The sequence below is a fragment of the Propionicimonas sp. genome (assembly GCF_034927565.1).
GTDB lineage: Bacteria > Actinomycetota > Actinomycetes > Propionibacteriales > Propionibacteriaceae > Propionicimonas.
In genome coordinates, this window is the sequence record NZ_JAYFPT010000110.1 from 1 (window position 1) to 20875 (window position 20875).

Genomic DNA, 20875 nt, shown 5'->3' on the forward strand with positions numbered 1-20875 from the left:
TCGCCGCCGGTCAGAAGCTGGCCGTGGCCACCGGCACCTGGACCACGGGGACGAAGTTCAGCTACCAGTGGTACGCCAGCGGCACCGCGATCAAGGGAGCCACCAAGGCGAGCTTCACCCTCACCAAAGCGCAGAACGGCAAGAAGCTGAGCGTCAGGGTGACCGGGACGCTCACCGGCTACACCACCGCGACCCGCACCTCGGCCACCAGCGCCAAGGTGCTCACCGCCGCGGTGCCCAAGATCACCGGCACCCGCAAGGTCGGCAAGACCCTCAAGGTCAGCAAGGGCAGCTGGACGAAGAAGGCAAAGTTCTCCTACCAGTGGTACGCCAACGGCAAGAAGGTCAAGGGAGCCACCAAGGCGAAGCTGAAGCTGACCAAATCGCTCAAGGGCAAGGTGATCACGGTGAGTCTGACCGGCAAGAAGTCCGGCTACGCCACCGTGACCCTCACCTCGAAGAAGACCTCGAAGATCAAGAAGTGACCTGACTCGCCGTCCCGATCTCTCTCTTCCCAGCTCCCCACCCGTCCCGCTCCCCGTCGCCCTCCCGGCGATCCACTGTGCGTGCCCACCTCGACTTTGCCCGTGTTGTAGCAGCCGCACAGTCGAGTTGGGGGCGCAGAGTTGAGTGACCCGCGGCCGGGGAGGTGGGGACGGGGGGGTAGGCGGGAGGGGCGGAGGGTTGGGGGAGGGAGCGGAGCGGGCAGGCGAGAGTAAGCAGGGATCCGGCGAGAACAGCGCAGAGGGCAGGCAAGAACAGCGCAGGGGTCAGGCGGGCCCGGCTGCGGTTGCCTGATCGGTCGGCTCCTGACTGGCGTCAGCAGATTGGGAGGGCTCCGTCCTGCCTGATGGGACGGTAGTCGTCGCCGTCGTGGTGGGTGCCGAGGTGGTCGGGGCCGTAGTCGGTGCGTTGGGCGATGCGGTGCCGGGGTCAGTGGGGGTCACGGTCGGCGTGGGAGTCGGCGTGGGCGTGGGAGTCGGGGTCGGCGCGGAGGTCGACTCGCTCGGCTTGGGCTGCGGACTGCTCGACGCCGGCCTGGGCCGGGTGACCTGTCCCACCGTGGTGCCGGGCTGGCCGTCCAACGACCGTCCGGTGGTGAGTTCGAGCACGGTGATCACCGCGAAGGTCAGCGCGAAGATGCCCACGGCTGCCAGCAGCACCCGCAGGCCGACCGCCCGCCAGGTCCGGGCACGCTGCTGCGGCTCCTTCACCGGCCCCGTCGGCACCGGGGCCATCGTCCCCGGATCTTGCTGCTCGACCACCAGTTCGAGTCCCTCGCCCTCCACCTCGGCGGACGGATCGGCACCCCGTACCCGCTCCCAGCCCCGCTTCATCACGGTGAACAGATGGCGTCCGGTGCGGTCGAGGCCGGCGGTGTAGACAGTGCCCGCGACGGCGCCGACCACGCTGGCCACCGCGGCACCGATGATCGTCCCGGCAGTGCCGAAGATCGAACCCAGGAAGGCCGCGGTCGAGGCGGCCGCCGCGCTGCCGAGCAACTGCGGGAGCGAGAAGGTCACCTTCACCGGCTCTTTGGCGTCCGGTTCCTCGGCGTCAGGGGGTGTGGGTTTCGTCTCACTCATTCAGGGCTCCGAGGAACAACCATAGGGTGGCCGGGCAAGCCGGGTCGAATGCCGGCCGGACGGCTGGCGCCGGTGGAACCGAGGTCGGTCGGGTCACGGCCTCCGCCTCGAGTGCGGCGACGGGCAGTCCGTCAGGATGGAACTGAGGTCGGCTCGGTCACGGCCCCCACCGGTTGGGACGCTCGCTGCGCTGGTCGGGTTGGTCGAGCCCCCGGTGCGGCGGATCCGTCCTGCCGAACCGGTCGGCTCAGAAGACGCCCAACTGTTCGGCGATCAGCCGGGCGATCTGCCGGGAGGCGTCCGGACGAGCCAGCGCCCGGCTGGCCGCGGCCACCCGCTCCCGGGCGGCGGGATCGTCCACCCAGTGCCGGATCACCTCCACCGCCTCGCGGGGCCGCGGGGTCCACACCCCGGCGCCGCCGTCCACGACGTAGTCGACGTTGCCCTCCTCCTGGCCGGCCAGCCGGGAGTACAGCACGATCGGCAGCCCGCAGATGAAGGCCTCGCTGATGCTGCCCGGGCCGGCCTTGGTGACCATGATGTCGGAGGCCCACATGAAGTCGGGCATCTGGGTGGTGAAGCCGTAGAGGTGCGCGGGCAGGTTCCAGTCCAGCCCCTCGAGTTCGGCCCGCAGCGACTCGTTGCGTCCACAGATCACCACCAGCTGGGCCTGCGGCGCGTCCTCGTTGATCGCCTTCGCGATCCGCTTCACCGGGCCCATCCCGTCCCCACCGCCGACCAGCAGGATGACCGGGAGATCCTCTCGCCAGCCCACCCGCCGGCGAAACGCCATCCGGTCGGAAGGTACTGCCCGGAACCGTTCGTCCACCGGCAGTCCGATCACCCGCAGGTTGCCTGCGGGGATGCCGAACTCGACTCCGCGCTGTTTGGCCACCTCGGTCGGGACGACGACCAGGTCGGCGTGCCGGTCGAACCAGAAGGCATGGGTGGTGACCATGTCGGTGACCACGGTCATGAACGGACGCGGGTGCTTGCGCATCGCACGGGTGACGATCGAGTTCGCCAGCGGATGCACCGAGACGATCAAGTCGGCCGGGTGGTCCTCCACCAGTTTCTTGGCGGCCTTGCGGACGTAGGGGTAGGCGACGTCGGCCAGCGCGTTGGCGCCCCGCCGGGTGTTGAAGGTGTGGAAGGAGGCCCCCCAGGCGCCGTATTTCGACAGCGGCGGGTAGAGCTCCGGCGCTCGGTTGATCGGCGGCGGGAAGCCGCGCAGGAAGTCGATCTTCGAGGTCGCGAAGGTTCCGGGGAACTCCAGCTCCAGCGCCTCGATAATCGCCTCGGTGGCCGAGCGGTGGCCGCCCCCGGTGTCGGAGAACAGGAAGAGGATGCCCTTGCGAGCGGACGCTGGCACAGCCTGTTCGGTCATCGAGGTCTCCTCCTGGACACGTCGTGGACGCTGTGCGTCCAGCATGGCACCATCCCGCTGCGCGATCAGGCCTTGACGCCGATGGTGGTCTTGACGTTGGGCAGTTCCACGAAGGTGCGACCGGGCGCCATCCGCAGCGGGCTGCCGTCGGCGAGGGTGAAGCTGAATAGCGCGTCGACGTCCTCGGCCTTGCTCCAGGTTCCCGTCACGTACCTGCCCCCGTGGAAGTAGTAGAAGGTGCCCTGCTCGCCGCTGAGGTCGTGGAACGGCTCGTGGTGGGCGTAGTGCTGCCTGGCCTGGATCACCAGGACGTTGTCGGTGGTCACTCGGTCGCCGTTCGCCAGCACGTGCTTGCCCCAGGGTGTGGAGCGCAGCCACAGCTGCTGCTTGGCGCTCCAGCTGTAACCGGTGTTGTAGGAGTCCCCCTTGTGCCACGGCACGCTGATCGAGGACGCGGCCTGGCCCGAGGTCTGGGTGCTCGGCTGCTCGTCGCCGGTGGCAAAGGGGAAGTAGGGCAGCTGCGGGGTGGTGGTGATCTTGCTCTGTTTCGCCAGCTTCTCCGGGTGGCAGACGACCGCGCGGTCGTAGTACTTCTGGCCGTCGATGGTGCGCACCCGGGAGCCGTCGATCGAGTACGAACCGGTGCCCTTGGTCGCCATGTAGTTGCGGGAGTAGTCCAGCCCCTTGGCGTTCTTCTTGAAGTACTTCAACGTCCAGCCGGCGGCGCCGGTGTTGCCGATGATGGCGTCCATCGGCGAGAGCAGCGGCACGTCGACCGGGCGGATCGAGCGCACCGGCGCGACCGCGGCGGCGTAGCGGGAGTGGAAGACCGGAACCAGGCGGGTGCCGCTCTCGCCCTTGGTGTCACGGTAGCCGTCCAGCTCGACGAAGACGATGTCGGCGTCATTGATCCCCTGTTGGGGGTGTTCGCCCTTGTTGTCGGGTACCTTCACCGCCACAACAGGACGTTCGGCGGCGGCTGGGTCATCCAGCAGGACGCCCGTCAGTGGCCAGCGCGGACGGGCGTCGGACGGGGTCGGGGACGGCGTGGTGGCGGACGGGGCCGGGGTGGATGGCGGTGACGTGGGGACGGTGTCGGCCGAGGCCGGGGAGCAGCCGGTCAGGGCTGTACCCAGCGCTGCCGTGCCCGCCAGACCGATGGCCCCGGTCACCAGTGTCCTGCGGCTCAGATCGCCCACTGCGTCCTCCCTCAACTCAGCCGGCCCAACCTGCTCCGGGCACCCGCATCATGGTAGAGCGTGTCTCCCAATCCCGCGGGGGCCGGCCGCGGCGCGCCGCCGGCGATTCCAGGTGCGATTCGACGGCTTCAACCAGCCGGCGGCTGCAGAAACCGGGTGATTTCGGGTAGTCGCGTGGATTATCCACGCGGGTGGCCTCTCCTGCCCGGTTTCTGCATGGACGGCGGCCTCCGAGGACCAGGAGGAGCTGAGGGCGCGGTTGGACGGGGGCGGTGCCATCGAACCGGGAGAGGTCGGTGGCTCGGGCGGCTCAGACCTCGTAGTCGAAGGCAGCCCGGGCAGTACGCACCTTGCCGATGAACTCGGCCACCACGACATGGTCGGGATGGGTGGCATAGGCCTTCAGCGCATCGGCCGTCTCGAACTCGCTGTAGAGCACCAGGTCGTAGCTGTGCTCAAGGTCGTCGGTTCCGATCGCCACCTCGAGAGTGCGCATGCCGTCGACCAGCCCTCTCAGGGCGGTCAGCCGGGCCTGGACGGTGGCGAGATTGGCGGCCTTGTCGGCGCCCTCGGCCTGGTCGGCGAAGTTCCACATCACGATGTGCTTGATCACGTTGGGATTCTCCCATGAGGGACGAAGCTCCCGGCGCAGCCGCCGGCGCACACTGACCTGAATGCCGGCAGGGTCGTCCAGGTCAGACGCGCTGGTCGGCGACCGACGGCGGGCCGCCGGCGCGTCCGGTGCGGACCAGGTCGAGCAGCTCGTGCCAGGCCTCGATCTTGGCCCGCTCGCGTCCGCCGGCCTCGCCGCGCGCCAGTTCCGCGGTGTCGATCCGCCGCCAGTCCGCCAAGGTGGACGGGCTGAATCCACGCGCGGCGAGCAGGGCGATCAGGTCGCGCTCCTCGCGCTCGGGGGCGGCGGCGAGGTCGTCCAGGATCAGGCCGACCGTCTGGCCGGCGTCGGCCTTGTTGGTGCCGATCACCCCGATCGGTCCGCGCTTGATCCAGCCCACCGCGTACTCGCCGGGGTGGACGGTGCCGTCGGGGTCGGTGACCCGGCCGTCCTGGTTGAAGATCCGTCCGGTCTCGGCGTCGAACGGCACCCCGGGGATCGGGATCCCCCGGTAGCCGATCGCCCGCAGCACCAGCTGGGCGTCGATCGTGACCAGATCGCCCACGCCCTCGACCCGACCCGGCCCGGCCGGTGCCGTGCGCTCGCAGACCACATGCTCGACCTGCCCCGCCCCGACGATCCGCACCGGCCGGTGCCAGAACAGGAAGTGCAGCCTCGCCCGGGGGCGGGCCCCGTCCTGACCCGAATCGGACCCGTCGCCGTCGTGGGTCCCGGGCCGGGGCCCGGCGGGCGGGGTGGTGGACTCCAGCAGGGCGGCGACATTGGCCTTGGTGCGGCGGTCGAGGTCGGCATCGTCGATGCTCGCCAGCTCGACGCCCTGGACGTCCACCGCTACCCCGGGCAGGGCGAGCAGCTCACGCAACTCCGGGGTGGTGAAGCTGGCGTGCTCGGGGCCGCGACGGCCGATCACCCACACGTCCTGGATCTGTGCGGCCCGCAGCTCGTCGAGCACGGCCTGCGGCATGTCGGTGGCCGCCAGGTCGCCGGCCGGCTTCAGCAGGACGCGCGCCACATCGATGGCCACGTTCCCGACCCCGACCGTCACCGCCGTCCGCACCCCGCGCAGGGACTGCGGCGAAGCGTCCGGGTGGCCGGAGTACCAGGCCACGAACTCCCGGGCCGAGTGGCTGCCCAGCAGCGTCTCACCGGGGATCTCCATCCGGCGGTCCTCGCTGGCCCCGGCCGCGTAGACCACCGCGTCGTAGGACGCCGTGAGCTCGGCCACGGTGACGTCCCGCCCCAGCTCGACCAGCCCGAAGAACCGCACCCGCGGGTCGTCGAACACCCGGGCCAGCACGGTAGCGATGGCCTTGATCGACGCATGGTCGGGCGCCACCCCGTAGCGCAGCAGCCCGAACGGGGACGGGAGCCGATCGAAGATGTCGATCCCGACCTCGAAGGGGGCCCGCGCAAGCAGCGCCTGGGCCGCGAAAAGCCCGGAGGGCCCAGCACCGACGATCGCCACCCGCCGCGGATTCATGGCGGCCAGCCTATGCGACCCGCCTTCCCGCGCCAGCCCACGCGCTGCCCGGTCCACCCCCGAATCCTGCCCACGGCGCATCCGCTCATCCCGGCTTGATGGGGACGTGGAAGCACTTCCCCGCCCACGGTGTGCAAAGCCCGTCGCTGTCCGCTGGGCGGGTGAGCGGTGGGCATTCTCCCCACCGACGGTGGGCAGAGCCCCGCCGGACCTGCGGCGCGTCACCCGCCAGGCGACACCGGCCCCCGGAGCGTCACCATCGTCCCTGCCCAGCGGCGCGGCGACCACGGACCGTCCGCCGCCGCTGACCGAACTGGTCACCGCCGAAACGGGGGCGTCATGAGAGAGTGTCCCGGTGACCCGGACGGAGACCAGTGCAGCAGCTCCGCCACAGTGGCTCTTCCTGACCATCCTGGCCGGGCTCGGCATGATCGGCCCGTTCTCCACCGACACGATCTTCCCGGCCTTCGCGCAGTTGGGCGCCGAGTGGGGTGCCTCCGACTTCGCCCTGCAGCAGATCATCACCGTCTACCTGCTCGCCTTCGCCGCAATGAGCCTGTTCCACGGGCCGCTCTCGGACGCCCTGGGCCGCAAACCGGTGATCATCGTCGGCACCATCGTCTACACCCTGGCGGCCGCGGGCTGTGCGCTGGCGCCGAACCTGACCGTCCTGCTGCTCTTCCGGGCGCTGCAGGGGCTGGCGGCCGGCGGCGGCCAGATCGTCAGCCGGGCCATCGTCCGCGACGCCTTCGCCGACACCCAGGCCCAGCGCACGATGGCGCAGATCGCGATGATCTTCGGCCTGGCCCCGGCCGCCGCCCCGATCGTCGGCGGCTGGCTGCTGACCGTCGGCGACTGGCGGGGCACCTTCTGGTTCCTGGTCGGGCTGGGCGTGGTGCTGTTGGTGTTGGTGCTGCTCTGGCTGCCGGAGACCCATCCGGCCCAGAACCGGACGGACTTCAACCCGCGTACCCTGCTGCACAACCTGCTCGAGGTCTGGCGGGTGCCGGACGGACGCCGGCTCGCCTTCACCGGCATGTTCCACTTCGGGGGCAACTTCCTCTACATCAGCGCGGCACCGCTGCTGATCGTGAACCTGCTGGGCAAGGGCGAGCAGGACTTCTGGATCCTCTTCGTCCCACTGATCACCGGCATGATCAGCGGCTCCTGGGTGAGCGGACGCCTGGCCGGCCGGGTCAACGGCCGCCGGCTGGCCAGCGTGGGCTACGTGATCAGCGTCTGCGCGGCCGTGGTGAGCCTGGTGTTCAGCCTGGTGCCGGCCACCCGCGGGTTGCCGTGGACGGTGGTCGCGATCCCCGTCCAGGCCTTCGGAATCGCCGTCGCCTATCCGATCGTCACCCTCGCCATGCTGGACCTCTACCCGGACCGGCGCGGGGCGGCGTCCTCGGTGCAGGCCTTCGTGGCGACGGTCTCGAACGCGGTGATCGCCGGCCTGCTGGTGCCGCTGCTGGCCCGCTCACTGCCCACGCTGGCAGCCGGGTCGCTGGCCTTCATCCTGGTGGCCTGGGCGCTGTGGAGCTACCACCTGCGGCGGTCCGGACGCGAGCCCGGCACCACACCGGATGCCCCGGCCTACGAGCCGACCGACGAACTCTGAGCGCCGGCCGCGGGCGGGCGCTGACCGCGCGGACCAGCTGCGGCGGCCGGTGTCCGGGCACTACGTTGTCTGCCATGAACTCCCCGTCGATCCTGCGGCTGGCCAACGAGCAGCTAGCCATCGAGCTGCTGCCCTTCGGAGCCACCCTGCACCGGTTCGAGGTGCGTCGCCCGGACGGCGCGTGGCGCAACCTCGTGCTGTCTCGTCCCGACCCGGCAACGACCGTCGTCGGCTACCTGGGGGCCACCGTCGGACGGTTCGCCAACCGGCTCGACGGCGCCCGGTTCGTCCTCGACGGCACGGCCTACCAGCTGCTCCCCAACGAGGGCGTCAACCAGTTGCACGGCGGCCCGGGCGGCATCTCCGAGGTCGTCTGGGACGTGGCCGAGGCCCGCCAGGACACCGTCATCTTCCAGCTGGTCAGCCCGGACGGCGACCAGGGTTACCCCGGCGAGCTGACCGTCACCGCCGCCTTCAGCCTGATCGACGGCGGCGCGCAGGTGTGCTACCAGGCCGCCACCACCGCTCCGACGGTGGTGAACCTCACCACCCACCCGTACTTCATCCTCGGCGGTGACACCATCGAGTCGCACCGGCTGACCCTGCCGGTGAGCTGCTACACCCCTACCCGTCCCGACCTGATCCCGACCGGGGAAGTCCGTGACGTGGACGGCCTGGCCTTCGACTTCCGCGCCGGCCGCAATCTCGGCGAGGCGCTGGCGTCAGTGGTGGAACAGGGCATGGACAACGGCGGCGGCATCGACCACAACTTCGTGGTGGACGGCGAGGGTCTGCGCGAGCACGTCCGGCTGACCGGCCCCGACGGGGTGACGCTCACCGTCCGCAGCGACGCCCCGGCGGTACAGCTGTACTCCGGCGAGAACGTCGGCCGGGCAGGCCTGGCGATCGAGCCGCAGAACTACCCCGACGCGCCCAACCACGACAATTTCCCGTCCGCGGTGCTGCGCCCCGGGGAGGTCTACTGCGTCACCACCCAGTGGCTGGTCAGCCAGGCCTGAGCCCCAGCACCGCCGTGGAGGTGGGACCAGCTTCCCGCCCACGGTGGAAGCCCGGCAGCTGACTCGGGTTGGCGCCGGTTGCCAGGGAGTCAGGTTGGAGATCGACGCCTCCGGCTTTCGCTGGGCCAGGGGACGGTTCCGGTGGCTCAGCCTGTCACCGCGCGATGGAGGTGTGCCTGGCTGCCGGAGCGGGTAGGAAGCGGGGCACCGGAACCGTCCCCCGGCCCAGTCGCAGGACTCATGGCTGCCGGAGCGGGTGTCAAGGGCCATTGGTTTCTGCCCGGAGACGGTCATGAAACCTGCCCAGTGGCGGTCACGAGTTTTGCCCGGTGGTGGCCATGGGATCTGCCCAAGTGGGGTTGGCCACCGACGGCCGGGTTGGGTGTTAGTTCAAGGGGTTCACCCCCTTGCCGGTGAGGGCTTGGGTGAGGCGGACGCTGTCGCCGCTGGTCTGACAGACGTGGGCGTGGTGCAGGAGCCGGTCCACGGTCGCGGTGGCCAGTGTTTTGGGCATCAGCTCGTCGAAGCCGGCGGGGTGCAGGTTCGACGAGATCGCGACCGACCGTTTCTCGTAGGCGGCGTCAACGAGCCTGTACAGCCCTTCGGCGGCGTCGGCCCCGACGGGGAGAAGGCCGATGTCGTCGACCACGATCAGGTCAGCGCGCAGGATCCGGGTCATGGCTTTGCTGACGGTGTCGTCGGCGCGGTGCCGGCGCAGCAGTGCGCCGAGTTGTTCGAGGGTGAACCAGGCGACGTGCATGCCGGTTTCGACGGCTTGCTGTCCGAGGGCTTCGAGGAGGAACGTCTTCCCGGTCCCGGAGGGTCCGCACACGACCAGGTTCTCCCGCCGTCCGATCCATTCCAGTGTCCGGAGTGCTTGTTGGGTGGGGGCTGGGATGGATGATAGTTCGGGTTGCCAGGCGTGGAAGGTCTTCCCGGTGGGGAACCCTGCCGCGGTCCGCCGGGTGGCCAGTGCTGAGCGGTCCCGTCCAGCGGCTTCCTCGGCGAACAGGGCTTTGAGGACTTCGGCGGGGTCCCAGCGTTGGCTCTTCGCGGTCGCGATGATCTCGGGGGCCAGGCGGCGGATGTGGGGCAGCCGGAGCCGGCGCAGCAGGGTGTCGAGTTCGGCTGACAACGGTGGGGCGGACGGAACGCCGGCGACCGGTGGGGTGCGGGTGGTCACTGGCCGGCCTCCTGCTGCTGGCCGTAGCTGGCCCAGGCGCTGGTGCCCTGAGTGAGGGAGGCGTTCTCGCCCGCGCGGTGTTCGCCGGTGGCGGGCTGGGTGCGGTGGTGGTCCAGGATGCTGGCGAGGTCCGCTTCGGCGAACCGGCCGTGGACCGCGGCATGCCCCAACGCCCAGTCGACCTCGGCAGGGGTGAACAGCTTCGCGGCCTGGACCGCGGCGGCCATCTTGACCCGCATCTTGCCGGTGCCGGCCGCGGCGGCCTCGACCAGCCATAGCCGGGCTCCCTCACCCAGGGCGAGGAACTCCTTTTCGGCCGTGTTCCTCGCCTTGGGGGTCCGCTCCAACGCCCCCTCGGGCATCGGCGGGAAGTGATCATCCGACAGCTGTGGGGTGCCGGGCGCGGCCCTGCGGTGGCGGGCGACCTCGACCGGGCCGTCGCCGCCGACATGAGTGATGATCACCTGTTCGTCGTCGCCCCGGCCGTGGACCCTGACCCACACCGTCGCGCCCATCAACGGGTGCGGTACCGAGTACTGGCCGTTCTCGAATGTCACCATCGGGGTGTTGACCGGCACCTGCCGAGTAACGCCGAACGCGACCGTGAACGGCGTGGCGTTCACCGGATGCAACCGCGGTCTCTCCTCGGCCAGCATCTCCACAGGTGGCCTGCGAGTGACCCGGTGGACCCGGGTGTTGACCCGGTCACAGAACTCCACACACGCCGCCTCCAACTCGGCGTAGGAGTCGTACTCGTCACCGAGGTTCACATCGGTCGGGACCAGGTCGGCCTTCGAGATCCGCACGCTGGCTTCGGTGCCGCCTTTGGAGGCCGGGTCGGCCGGGACACAGGTGTGGACCGTGGTCGCATAGTGCCGGGCGAACTCGGCCAGCTGCGGGTTCCGGACCGGGATCCCCGCGATGTGCTCGACCGTGACCGTCTTCTCGTTGTCGGTCAACACATAGGTGGGGACCCCGCCGAGGCGGCGGAACGTCACGTCCAGCGCGGCGAACACCGATGGGAGGGTCTTATCGCGGATCGGGAACACCACCCGGAACCGCGACCATGCCAGCCAGGCGACGAACAGGATCGTCCGCACCCCGTCGACCACCGGCCCGTCGCCGTAGTCGTACTGCAGCCACATGCCCGGCTCGGTGATCCACGGCCGGTGCACCCTGCGGTTCCCCGCCCGCCACGCCGCTTTCAGCTCCGCGACCGCGCGGCGGGTGGTGCGTTCCGAACCGGTGTAACCCAGCCACACCAACTTGGCGTGGATCCGGTCGGCCCGCGCCTTGCCCTTGCTCCGCTCGACCCACTCCTCGACCTTGCCCAGGAACGGGTCAATCAGCTGGGACCGACGCACCGGCGCTTCCGGCGGACCACCCACCTTCTCGCGGGCCTCGACATACCGCTTCACCGTGTGGTGGGAACACCCCGCCAGCTCAGCAGCATCACGCAACGACCCGGTCAGGTCGTAAGCATCCAAAATTTCCATGATCTCCTCGGCAGACTTCAACTTGTCCCTTCCTCGGGTTAGCGATGCGAATCAGCACCGCCAATCGCACCCGAGGAAGGGGCCCCAGCCGCACAGACACGACGAGGGCGACGTCAACTACTGGGCAGATCCCATGACCGCCACCGGGCAGGTTTCATGACCGCCAGCGGGCACTTTCATGACCGTCACTGGGCATTTTTTCGTGGCCGCCGACAAGCGGGTAAGAAGCGGGCCACCGGAACCGTCCCCCGGCCCGGTCGCGGGACTCACTACCCAACCGCTGTTTGGTGCCCCGAAAGCCATCCGCAAATCGCGCTGACAAGCGCCAACACCAAGTCGAACCGCCGAATCAGTCATCCAGTGTGGAAGTCAGGCCCTGAGGTCCGGGCGGGTCGTGAGAAGGGTGTCCGGGCGGGACGTGAGAAGAGCCCCGGGAAGTATGAGTTCCCGGGGCTCCACTCGGCGCTGGAGCGATGATCCGCGCCTTCCGAAAGCTCTCCCCCACACCCTCCGACCGCATCACCGGTCCGATCCGACGGGCCGAAACCCGACGGGAAGCGTGGCTTCCTTCTTTCGGCTACCGGACTGCCGGAGCAACCCGATGGCTTATTTCTAGTCGCTGCCGGAGAGCCCTCACAAGGGGTCGCTTGCGAGGGATTCCACCGGCTCCGGCTGTTCTCGGCGTGTCGTCGGCGTGTCGTGTGACAGCTGTGACGAACGAGGCCGATGAGCCATCGAGAGCTGTCCAGAATGTGAGACGCTCGGATCTTCACGGGGCAACTCGACACCGCGCTGGTCCGCAATCGCGTGCTCGACCGCACGCACCAGAACCTCGGCCGCCTGCTTCAGGACCACCAGGTCGCCGGTCGGGATCGGCGGGACGACGGAATCCAGCATCCTGGCCAGCAGGGAGTCCACCCGTCCAGCCACCTGGTTCCCCCGCGCGGTCAGATACACCCGCCGGACCCGGCGGTCGATGGCGTCCTCGACCCGCTCCAGCAGGCCTTTGTCGACCAGGCGGTCCACCAGCCCGCTCGCGGTCGGCGCGCTGACTCCCATCCGCTCGCCGAGCCGGTGACCCGACAGGCCGGGCTCGTGGGCGACCTCGCCCATCACCCGCAACTGCTGGACGGTCAGGTCCGGCGGCAACTGCACCGGGCCGAACAGTTCGATCCCGAGCAGGCGCATCCGGTCGTGCAGGGCAAAGAGCTCCTCCAGCAGCCGGTCCCGATCGGGATCACCGGTTCGCGCACGTGGTTGCACAGGCCATTCTCCTCAGTTTCTTAGCCTGATGCTAACATTCCTGCTTGGTTAGTACGCTGCTAACGACCTTCGCTGGTCACGCCGCACCCGAATCGGGAGATTGAACTGTGAGTCGCCTTACCAACCTGAGCCTTGTCCACCGGACGGTGGTCCTGCTCCTGGCGCTGCTGGCCATCCTCGCCGGCGTCTACGCCACCGGCGCGCTGAAACAGGAACTCATCCCCAGCATGGACCTGCCGCGGGGCGCTGTGCTGACCGTGTACGCCGGGGCCAGCCCCGAAGTGGTCGAGGAGGAGGTGTCCAAGCCGATCGAGTCCGCCGTGAAGGGCGTTGAGGGGATCACCGCCGTCACCTCCACCAGTTCCAGCTCGGTGTCGATGGTCTCCCTGGAGTGGGAGTACGGCACCGACGCCGACAAGATCGCCGACAAGGTCCGCTCGGCGGTCGACGGGCTCGGCGCCAGCCTCCCGTCCGGGCTCAATCCGACAGTGATCACCGGCGGGGTGGACGACATCCCGGTGATGATCCTCGCGCTCTCCTCCGACGCCGACGCCACCACCTTGTCCACCCAGGCCACCGACCTCGTCGTCCCCACCCTGAAGGCCCTGGACGGCGTGCGGGACGTGGCCCTGTCGGGCACCGAGACCCACCAGATCAACGTCACCTACGACGAGAAGAAGCTGCGCAAGGCGGGCATCGACCCGTCCCTGATCGGCCAGCTCTTCCTGGCCAACGCCACCGCGATCCCGTCCGGCACGATGGAGACCGGCACCGCCGACCTCAACGTCCAGACCGGCACCAGCTTCTCCTCCGCCGCCGACCTGGAGAACCTGCTGCTGCAGGGGACGGACGGTCCGGTGCTGCTGAAGGACGTCGCCACCGTCGCCGAGGAGCCGACCGCCACCACCTCGATCTCCCGGGTGAACGGGCGTCCCTCGCTCACCCTGTCGATCACCAAGAACACCTCGGCCAACACCGTCTCGGTCTCCCACGAGGTCAAGGCCGCCGCCGAGGCCCTGGCCACCCAACTGGGTTCGAACGCCAGCTTCGACGTGGTCTTCGACCAGTCCCCCTTCATCGAGGAGTCGGTGCAGGGGCTGTCGGTCGAGGGCGGCATCGGCCTGGTGATGGCGATCTTCGTGATCATGATCTTCCTGGGCCGGATCAAGCCGACCCTGATCACCGCGGTGTCGATCCCGCTGGCCCTGCTGATCGCGCTGATCGGGCTGTGGGTGGGCGGCTACACCCTCAACATCCTCACCCTGGGCGCGCTCACCGCCGCGATCGGACGGGTGGTCGACGACTCGATCGTGGTGATCGAGAACATCAAACGCCACCAGTCTGCCGGCGAGTTCGGCCGTCCAATGATCGTGGGAGCGGTCAAGGAGGTGGCCGGCGCGATCACCAGCTCGACCCTGACCACGGTCGCGGTGTTCCTGCCGATCGGCCTGGTGGGCGGCTACGCCGGGCAGATGTTCCGTCCCTTCGCGCTCACCATGACGATCGCCCTGCTCGGCTCGCTGCTGGTCGCGCTGACCGTCGTCCCGGTGCTCGCGTCCTGGTTCATGCGGCCCTCGGCCAAACAGCTCGCCGACGTCCACGCCGAGGAGAAGGAGACCAACACCTGGCTGCACAAGGCCTACGACCCCGTCCTTGGCTGGTCGCTGCGGCACCGCTGGACCACCCTGCTGCTGGCGCTGGTGATCATGGGAGGCACGGTCGCCATGGCACCGCTGCTGAAGACCGACTTCATCGGCGCGATGGGCTTCAACAGCCTGCAGATCACCCAGACCCTGCCCAACGGCACCCCGCTGGCCACCACCGACGCGGCAGCGAAGCAGGTCGAGGCCGTGCTCGCGACCAAACCGGAGATCACCACCTACGCCACCAGCATCGGCGGCTCCTCGGGGCTGGCGCTGGCCGGGCAGGGGTCGGCGAACAAGGCCTCGTACACCATCACCGTGGCCGAGGGCAGCGACGAGGAGGCGCTGGCCTCCCAGTTGCGACAGGAGTTGGCCGACAAGCCCGACCTGGGCACCATCGAGGTGGCCGTCGGCGTCAGCGCCGCGTCCAGCCAGCTGATCCTGTACGTGGAGGGCTCTGATCCGAAGGCCCTCGCCGCCGCCAACGACCAGGTGCTGGCCATGCTCAAGGAGGTCAGCTCGCTGGACACCCCGACCTCCGACCTGGCCGAGGCCCGGCAGATGCTGTCGGTGGACATCGACGAGCAGGCCGCCGCCGACGCCGGGATGACGCAGGTCAGCATCGGGCAGGCGGTGGCGCGTGCCGTCGACGGCCAGAAGATCGGCTCGCTGACCGAGGGAGACGAGACCCTCGACGTCTACCTGCGTTCTCAGCAACCGGCCACGTCGGTGGACGAGCTGGGGTCCATGAAACTGCCGGTCACTCAGCTGATGACGATCAACGCCCGCAAGGACGCCGCGGACAAGATCTCCGAGGAGACGGACAAGCTGACCGCTGACGCCAAGGCGGACGCGAAGAAGTCCTACAACGACCAGGTGAAGAAGCTGAAGGACGCCCGCTCGGATGCGAAAAAGGCGCAGAACAAGATCAACAAGCAGCTGAAGAAGGCCAATAAGCAGCTGAAGAGCGCGCAGAAGAAGCTGAGCAAGGCGACGGCCGCCTACCAGGGGGACCTCGGCGCCCTGGCCAACTGCAGGACCGCCTCCACCCCCGCCGAGATCCAGGCCTGCGCCGCGCTGTCCACCAAACTCTCGGCCAGTGCGCTGCCCGGGGCGGTGTACCAGGCAGCCGAGACGGTGTCCGGCCTCGCCATGCAGGTGGCCAGCCTGACCGGCGCCAAGGCCCAGGCCAAGTCCGGGATTTCGACGATCGACGACCAACTGGAGGCCCTGGCCACGCAGTACAACAAGTCGATGGACAGCCAGGCCGACCAGCAGCGCCTCTCCGACCAGGCCAAGGACGCGCAGAAGCTGAATGCGGCGCCGCTGGAGTTGAAGGATGTCGCCGAGGTGACGCTCGTCGACGCTCCCAACTCCATCACCCGGGTGGACGGGGTGCGCGCCGCCACGATCACCGCGAACACCAGTGGCGGCGACCTGCGCACGGTGACCTCCGAGGTGACCGCGGGTCTGGAGAAGCTCAGCCTGCCGGACGGGGTGTCCGTCCGGCTGGGCGGCGTCACCGAGATGCAGCAGGAGGCCTTCAGCCAACTGGCCCTGGCGATGGTGGTCGCCGTCGCCGTGGTCTACCTGGTGATGGTGGCGACCTTCGGCTCGCTGCTGCAGCCGCTGATCCTGCTGGTGTCGATCCCGTTCGCGTTCACCGGCGCCCTGGGGCTGTCGGTGGCCACCGACACCCCGATCGCGGTGCCCAGCATGATCGGCATGTTGATGCTGATCGGCATCGTGGTGACCAATGCCATCGTGCTGATCGACCTGATCAACAAGAAACACAAGGGCGGCATGCAGGTGACGGCCGCGATCAAGGAGGGTGCGCGGCTGCGGCTGCGTCCGATCGTGATGACCGCGCTGGCGACCATCTTCGCGCTGATCCCGATGGGGATGGGCATCACCGGCGGCGGGGTGTTCATCTCCAAGCCGCTGGCGATCGTGGTGATCGGCGGACTGATCACGTCCACCCTGCTGACGCTGATCCTGGTGCCGGTGCTGTTCGACCTGCTGGAGAACTGGCGGGAGAAGCGCGCCGTGAAGCGGGACGCGAAACATGCCGCGCACCGCGCCGCCGCCGAGGCCGAACTGGCCCGCCTCAAGGCCGCCGAGGCCGGGGAGCCCACCGCCTCCGCCTGACCGTCCCTCCAGGCCTGCGCCCTTCGAGCCCGCACGCCCCGCCAACCGGCCCTTTGGCCGCCATCGGCCTTAGCTCCGAGTTTGTGCACTGAAGTCGGTGTACAAACTCGGAGTCAAGGCCGTCACCTCCGTCCGCTTCACTGATGAGGGACGGGAAACCGCCAGCCGAGCCGAGCGATAGTGGCGCGAGACGCGCGCCAGCGAGAGTGCTGGCGGAGCACCCGGGCCGGGCAGGGGTTGTGGATAACGGCGAGCGGAGGCGAGTTATCCACAGGTTGCAGAATTGGGTGGCACGTTCGAGCGTCCGGTCGCAATAACGGTAGGCATGAAATCACGGACGCCTTTTCCCGAACCACTACAGCGGATCGCGCGCCGGCAGGCGCTCGCGGTCTCGCGCGCACAGGTGCGCAAGTTCGGCAGCGACCGCGTCATCGCCCGCTGGGTGGATGAGGGCCGACTCACTCGCATCACCCGCGGCATCTACGCCCTCGGGGACGGCGGCTGGCGACAGCAGGCCTGGGCTGGCGTCCTGCTCGGCGGGCCCAACGCCGTGCTCGGTATGACCTCTGCCGCTCATCTGGACGGGATACTGGCAGAACCGCCGCGCCAGGTGACGGTGTTCGTCGGGCCGGACGCCGAGGTCCGCCGCGACCCGCGATGGCAGTTCATCAGCGCTGCTCGGCAAGGCGTTCGCTACCCTGCGCGAACACCGGTCCCGCGCACGATCGTTGACCTCGCCGGGGAGTTGACTCCGGACTCACTGGCGGCGCTGGTGTCGACGGCGATCGGCAAGCGCCTCACGACATCCGAGCACATCATGGCGATGCTCGCCGCCGTCCAGCGGCACCCGGCCCGCGCGTTGCTGTCGGAGATCGCGGCCGACACCGCCATCGGCGTGCGCAGTGCGCTGGAGCGACGCTACCTGCGGGACGTCGAGCGGGCTCACGGGCTGCCGCCCTCGAAACGGCAACAGGGTCCGCTGGAGAAGCAGACCGACGTCTGGTACGAGGAGTACGGCCTCATCGTCGAACTCGATGGACGCCCGTACCACGACGGCGTCGCCGCGTGGAACGACCTCGATCGAGACAACAAACATCGACTGAAGGCCCAGTTCACCCTGCGCTACGTGTGGGAGCCGGTCGCCGTCCGCCCCTGCCAGGTCATGCGCGAGGTGGTCGCCGCCCTGCATCAGCAGGGCTGGCCCGGCCGTCCGCATCCCTGCCCCCGCTGCGCTCCCCGGTCCGCCCGCAGGTAGCTGGCTTCAGACGCTTAACTCCGAGTTTGTGTACTGAACACGGTGCACAAACTCGGAGTCAAGCCGTTCAGAGACCTGCCGAGGCGTGCCTTGGCCAAGGGCGGGGGCGCCGACTTAGCCGACGATCGGGATTGTGGCGTCGAGGTTGTCGCCGACCAGGGTGAGGTTGCGGTCGTGATCGCCGCCTTCGACGCTGATGACCGTCAGCCGCGGCACCATGTCCATGGTGCAGGCGCCGTCGTGGGGAGTGAAGCTGACGGTGATGCCGTCCGCCGTCTCATCGACCTTCGCCGGCTGTGGCCGGCAGGTGGATGAACCCCAGGTCAGCAACGCGATGCCCTGATCAGTGAACCAGCCGGCGGTGGGCTGGTAGTCGGTCGGTTCACCAGGGGTGCCGGTCAGCCCCGGATCGCCCGCGAGGGTCAGGTCGACGGTCTGGTCGAGGTAGGTCAGATGGACGGTGACGTCCTGCTTCGGGTCGACACCGGCAGGCACGGCTACCTCGCTGGCGCGCGGCGCGTAGTCGGCAGTGCAGGCGCCCTCGGCATTGTCGGTGAGGGTGACCGTGATCTCCTGACCGGAGGCGGTCGCGGCGTCCGCCGTCGGCACGCAGGTGGAGGACCCCCAGGTGACGACGCCGATGATGCGGCCGGCGTCGAGCCAGGCAGCGGCGGTCTGCATGCCAGATTCTCCGGCCGTGGGCGACGGGTCTGCGGCGATCGGCGCGCTACTTGCGCAGCCGGCGAGAGTCAGGACGGAGACGGCGAGCGGGACGAGAAGTGCGGCACTGCGGAGCTTCAGGATCATGCCTCAACGGTATTCGAGAAGGCAATCTGCGGTCGAGCGGGGCTCCATCGCGCGCCGGTGCGCAGTCCTCCTGAACCCGACTGCATGCCGGGGGCCGCACCTTGGCGGTGGTCCTGCACGACCTGGCGCGGGCCGTCCGCCACGCCACCGGCCTCCTGGTGTTGGACGACGGACGGCTGGCCGCTGCTGGGTCGCCCGCCGAGGTGCTCACGCCACGGCTGGTGCAGCAGGTGTTCGGGGTGCCGCCCGAGTCGCACCTGCGCATCTTCCCCGGAGCGGCTGGTGCAGCAGGTGTTCGGGGTGCCGAGTGTGGTCGCTCCCGATCCGGTCACCGGGATACCGGCGGCGTTCTCGCTACGGTTCAGCACCCGAAAGAGGCTGCGCCCGCCCAACGCCGTGAACGGCGCTCAGCTCCGCCCCTCGTCCGGGTGCCCTGGATGGGCGGATCAGGTGGTCAGGGCCGGGTGCTTTGCAGCAAACCGGACGTGGGGCTCCTGGAGAGAACCCAGCTCGACCGCGCCTTCCGCACCTCATCAGGGCGGGGTCCGGAACCACCGATCTTCAGGCACGCATGACGTCGGTGGCGGCAAAGTCGTCGCCCTTGAAGAGCAGCGCCTCCCCGCGGACCACCGCCAGCGCGTAGCTGAACGTATCGCCGAAGTTGAGCGCCGCGGGATGGCGTCCCGTGCCGAAGCGCCGCCAGGCAGCGGCTGCCTGCTCGGCCTGGACTTCATCGAAGCTCACGATCTCGGCGTCCAACTCGGTGAGCAGTGCGGCCAGATCGGTGGCGGCATCACGTCCCTGGCGGGCCTCCACCACGATCAGCGCTTCGACGAGGGTCGCCGCCGAGACGGCCAGCGACTCGGCAGTGGCCATAGCGCGCAGGTATCCTTCGGCGTCCGGCTCACCGAGGATCACCGCCACCAGCGCGGAGGTGTCGACAATCATGCGGGCAACCCGTTCTCGTCGTAGCCAAGGATCTCCTCCGCGGTGCGGTCGACCAGAGTGGCGCGTTGACGTCCCCGGTCGACGAACCGCTGCAGGTCCGACGCGCGCTCGGAGGCGGCCGCCTGTCGGCGCAGTCGGGCCAGCCGCTCGCTCATGGCGATCCGGATCGCCTCGGTGATGCTCTCCCCGGTGAGGTCACTCAACTCGCGAGCCAGCGCGTCGGTGGCCGGATCCTTGATGTTCAACGCCATGGATCAACCATACTAGGAAGAAATCTTGTCGTTAAGGAAGATACGGGTGACGATCCATTCCGGCTGCACGGCGGGCAGGCCGTGATTGCTGTCGGAGCCAGGTGGCAGAGTTGTCGCCGTGACCGAGGTGCTCGACCGCTTCTCCCCGGCGACCGCGGAGTGGTTCCGGAGCAACTTCGCTGCGCCCACCGCCGCCCAGACCGGTGCCTGGGAGTCGATCTCCACCGGACGCCATGCCCTGGTGGTGGCGCCGACCGGCTCAGGCAAGACGCTGGCCGCCTTCCTGTGGGCGCTGGACCGGCTGGCAGACACCCAGCAGAAGCCCCCCACCGGCAGCAGCCCGGACGAGAGCGAACCACCGCATCCCACCGGCCGATCCCGGGTGTCCGCGCCGGGGGCGGGCCCACAGCCCGTCCCTGCCCGCTGCCGCGTCCTCTACATCTCCCCGCTGAAGGCGCTGGCGGTGGACGTGGAGCGCAACCTGCGGGCGCCGCTGGTGGGCATCGGCCATGCCGCTGCCCGGCTCGGGCTGCCGCGACCACAGATCCGGGTGGGCGTCCGCTCCGGCGACACCCCCGCTGTGGAGCGCCGCAGCTTCACCCGGAATCCGCCCGACATCCTGATCACCACCCCGGAGTCGCTCTTCCTGCTGCTCACCTCGGCTGCCCGCGAAGCGGTACGCGGGGTCGACACGGTGATCCTTGACGAGGTGCACGCGGTTGCCGGCACCAAGCGTGGCGCCCACCTCGCGCTCAGCCTGGAACGACTCGACGCGCTGCTGCCGCGGCCGGCGCAGCGGATCGGGCTCTCGGCCACCGTCCGTCCAGTCGAGGAGGTGGCACGTTTCCTGGCCGGCGGACGTCCGGTCGACATCGTGGCGCCGCCCAGCGAGAAGCGCTGGCAGTTGGACGTGGTGGTGCCCGTCCCCGACCTGGCCGCGATCGGGGACGCCACCAAC

The 20875-nt window shown here is 69.3% G+C and carries 17 protein-coding genes; 6 read left to right on the forward strand and 11 right to left on the reverse strand.

Annotated elements, in window-relative coordinates:
• A partial coding sequence (locus VB080_RS15160) for a hypothetical protein (protein WP_323419290.1) occupies positions 1-485 on the forward strand: 485 nt, incomplete at its 5' end.
• A gap of 285 nt (positions 486-770) precedes the next feature.
• Here the strand turns inward: VB080_RS15160 and VB080_RS15165 are convergent.
• From VB080_RS15165 to VB080_RS15185, 5 genes are all read right to left on the reverse strand, one after another.
• Positions 771-1586, reverse strand: coding sequence for a hypothetical protein (locus tag VB080_RS15165; protein ID WP_323419291.1), 816 nt, complete (start codon positions 1584-1586; stop codon positions 771-773).
• Positions 1587-1833: 247 nt separating this feature from the next.
• Positions 1834-2973 (reverse strand): MGDG synthase family glycosyltransferase, encoded by a 1140-nt coding sequence (locus tag VB080_RS15170; protein ID WP_323419292.1) that lies wholly within the window; start codon positions 2971-2973, stop codon positions 1834-1836.
• 65 nt (positions 2974-3038) lie between these two features.
• On the reverse strand, positions 3039-4172 hold the full coding sequence (locus tag VB080_RS15175; protein ID WP_323419293.1) for a DUF3048 domain-containing protein: 1134 nt from the start codon (positions 4170-4172) through the stop codon (positions 3039-3041).
• 310 nt (positions 4173-4482) lie between these two features.
• The gene (locus tag VB080_RS15180; RefSeq protein ID WP_323419294.1) at positions 4483-4785 is read right to left on the reverse strand and encodes a Dabb family protein; all 303 of its coding nucleotides are present in this window, start codon (positions 4783-4785) and stop codon (positions 4483-4485) included.
• Between the two features lie 82 nt (positions 4786-4867).
• On the reverse strand, positions 4868-6286 hold the full coding sequence (locus tag VB080_RS15185; RefSeq protein ID WP_323419295.1) for an FAD/NAD(P)-binding protein: 1419 nt from the start codon (positions 6284-6286) through the stop codon (positions 4868-4870).
• Positions 6287-6641: 355 nt separating this feature from the next.
• On the opposite strand from VB080_RS15185, the gene VB080_RS15190 reads away from it, so the two are divergent.
• Together VB080_RS15190 and VB080_RS15195 are read left to right on the forward strand one after the other, a co-directional pair.
• Positions 6642-7904 carry a multidrug effflux MFS transporter gene (locus VB080_RS15190; protein WP_323419296.1) on the forward strand — a complete coding sequence of 421 codons (1263 nt, stop codon included), beginning with the start codon at positions 6642-6644 and terminating at the stop codon, positions 7902-7904.
• A gap of 74 nt (positions 7905-7978) precedes the next feature.
• The gene (locus tag VB080_RS15195) at positions 7979-8923 is read left to right on the forward strand and encodes an aldose epimerase family protein (protein ID WP_323419297.1); all 945 of its coding nucleotides are present in this window, start codon (positions 7979-7981) and stop codon (positions 8921-8923) included.
• Between the two features lie 385 nt (positions 8924-9308).
• On the opposite strand, the gene istB is transcribed toward VB080_RS15195, so the two are convergent.
• The 3 genes from istB to VB080_RS15210 all read right to left on the reverse strand — a co-directional run bounded on the left by istB (position 9309) and on the right by VB080_RS15210 (position 12865).
• Positions 9309-10106 carry an IS21-like element helper ATPase IstB gene (istB, locus tag VB080_RS15200; RefSeq protein WP_323419298.1) on the reverse strand — a complete coding sequence of 266 codons (798 nt, stop codon included), beginning with the start codon at positions 10104-10106 and terminating at the stop codon, positions 9309-9311.
• Complete coding sequence (istA, locus tag VB080_RS15205) at positions 10103-11623, reverse strand: IS21 family transposase (protein WP_323419299.1); 1521 nt, start codon at positions 11621-11623, stop codon at positions 10103-10105. Before istA ends, istB begins: the two co-directional genes overlap by 4 nt.
• A gap of 612 nt (positions 11624-12235) precedes the next feature.
• On the reverse strand, positions 12236-12865 hold the full coding sequence (locus tag VB080_RS15210; RefSeq protein ID WP_323419300.1) for a MarR family winged helix-turn-helix transcriptional regulator: 630 nt from the start codon (positions 12863-12865) through the stop codon (positions 12236-12238).
• Between the two features lie 107 nt (positions 12866-12972).
• Here VB080_RS15210 and VB080_RS15215 point away from each other — a divergent pair, with 107 nt between their 5' ends.
• Both VB080_RS15215 and VB080_RS15220 read left to right on the forward strand, forming a co-directional pair.
• Complete coding sequence (locus VB080_RS15215; protein ID WP_323419301.1) at positions 12973-16656, forward strand: efflux RND transporter permease subunit; 3684 nt, start codon at positions 12973-12975, stop codon at positions 16654-16656.
• Positions 16657-16981: 325 nt separating this feature from the next.
• Positions 16982-17911, forward strand: coding sequence for a type IV toxin-antitoxin system AbiEi family antitoxin domain-containing protein (locus tag VB080_RS15220; protein ID WP_323419302.1), 930 nt, complete (start codon positions 16982-16984; stop codon positions 17909-17911).
• Positions 17912-18025: 114 nt separating this feature from the next.
• Here the strand turns inward: VB080_RS15220 and VB080_RS15225 are convergent, their stop codons facing one another.
• From VB080_RS15225 to VB080_RS15235, 3 genes are all read right to left on the reverse strand, one after another.
• Entirely contained in the window at positions 18026-18718 is a 693-nt protein-coding gene (locus tag VB080_RS15225; RefSeq protein WP_323419303.1) for a hypothetical protein, read from the reverse strand.
• Between the two features lie 561 nt (positions 18719-19279).
• A complete protein-coding gene (locus VB080_RS15230; protein ID WP_323419304.1) occupies positions 19280-19666 on the reverse strand; it encodes a type II toxin-antitoxin system VapC family toxin in 387 nt (128 codons plus the stop codon).
• Positions 19663-19917 (reverse strand): type II toxin-antitoxin system VapB family antitoxin, encoded by a 255-nt coding sequence (locus VB080_RS15235; RefSeq protein WP_323419305.1) that lies wholly within the window; start codon positions 19915-19917, stop codon positions 19663-19665. The genes VB080_RS15230 and VB080_RS15235 overlap by 4 nt, the downstream gene beginning before the upstream one ends.
• A gap of 118 nt (positions 19918-20035) precedes the next feature.
• Here VB080_RS15235 and VB080_RS15240 point away from each other — a divergent pair.
• Positions 20036-20875 (forward strand): DEAD/DEAH box helicase (locus VB080_RS15240; protein WP_323419306.1); only part of this gene is annotated, 840 nt, incomplete at its 3' end.

What these genes read in the sequence shown, in the direction of transcription:
- VB080_RS15165 (WP_323419291.1), bottom strand. Translation starts at nt 1,586, where the DNA reads ATGAGTGAGACGAAACCCACACCCCCTGACGCCGAGGAACCGGACGCC.
- VB080_RS15170 (WP_323419292.1), bottom strand. Translation starts at nt 2,973, where the DNA reads ATGACCGAACAGGCTGTGCCAGCGTCCGCTCGCAAGGGCATCCTCTTC.
- VB080_RS15185 (WP_323419295.1), bottom strand. Translation starts at nt 6,286, where the DNA reads ATGAATCCGCGGCGGGTGGCGATCGTCGGTGCTGGGCCCTCCGGGCTT.
- VB080_RS15195 (WP_323419297.1), top strand. Translation starts at nt 7,979, where the DNA reads ATGAACTCCCCGTCGATCCTGCGGCTGGCCAACGAGCAGCTAGCCATC.
- VB080_RS15220 (WP_323419302.1), top strand. Translation starts at nt 16,982, where the DNA reads ATGAAATCACGGACGCCTTTTCCCGAACCACTACAGCGGATCGCGCGC.
- VB080_RS15225 (WP_323419303.1), bottom strand. Translation starts at nt 18,718, where the DNA reads ATGATCCTGAAGCTCCGCAGTGCCGCACTTCTCGTCCCGCTCGCCGTC.
- VB080_RS15230 (WP_323419304.1), bottom strand. Translation starts at nt 19,666, where the DNA reads ATGATTGTCGACACCTCCGCGCTGGTGGCGGTGATCCTCGGTGAGCCG.
- VB080_RS15235 (WP_323419305.1), bottom strand. Translation starts at nt 19,917, where the DNA reads ATGGCGTTGAACATCAAGGATCCGGCCACCGACGCGCTGGCTCGCGAG.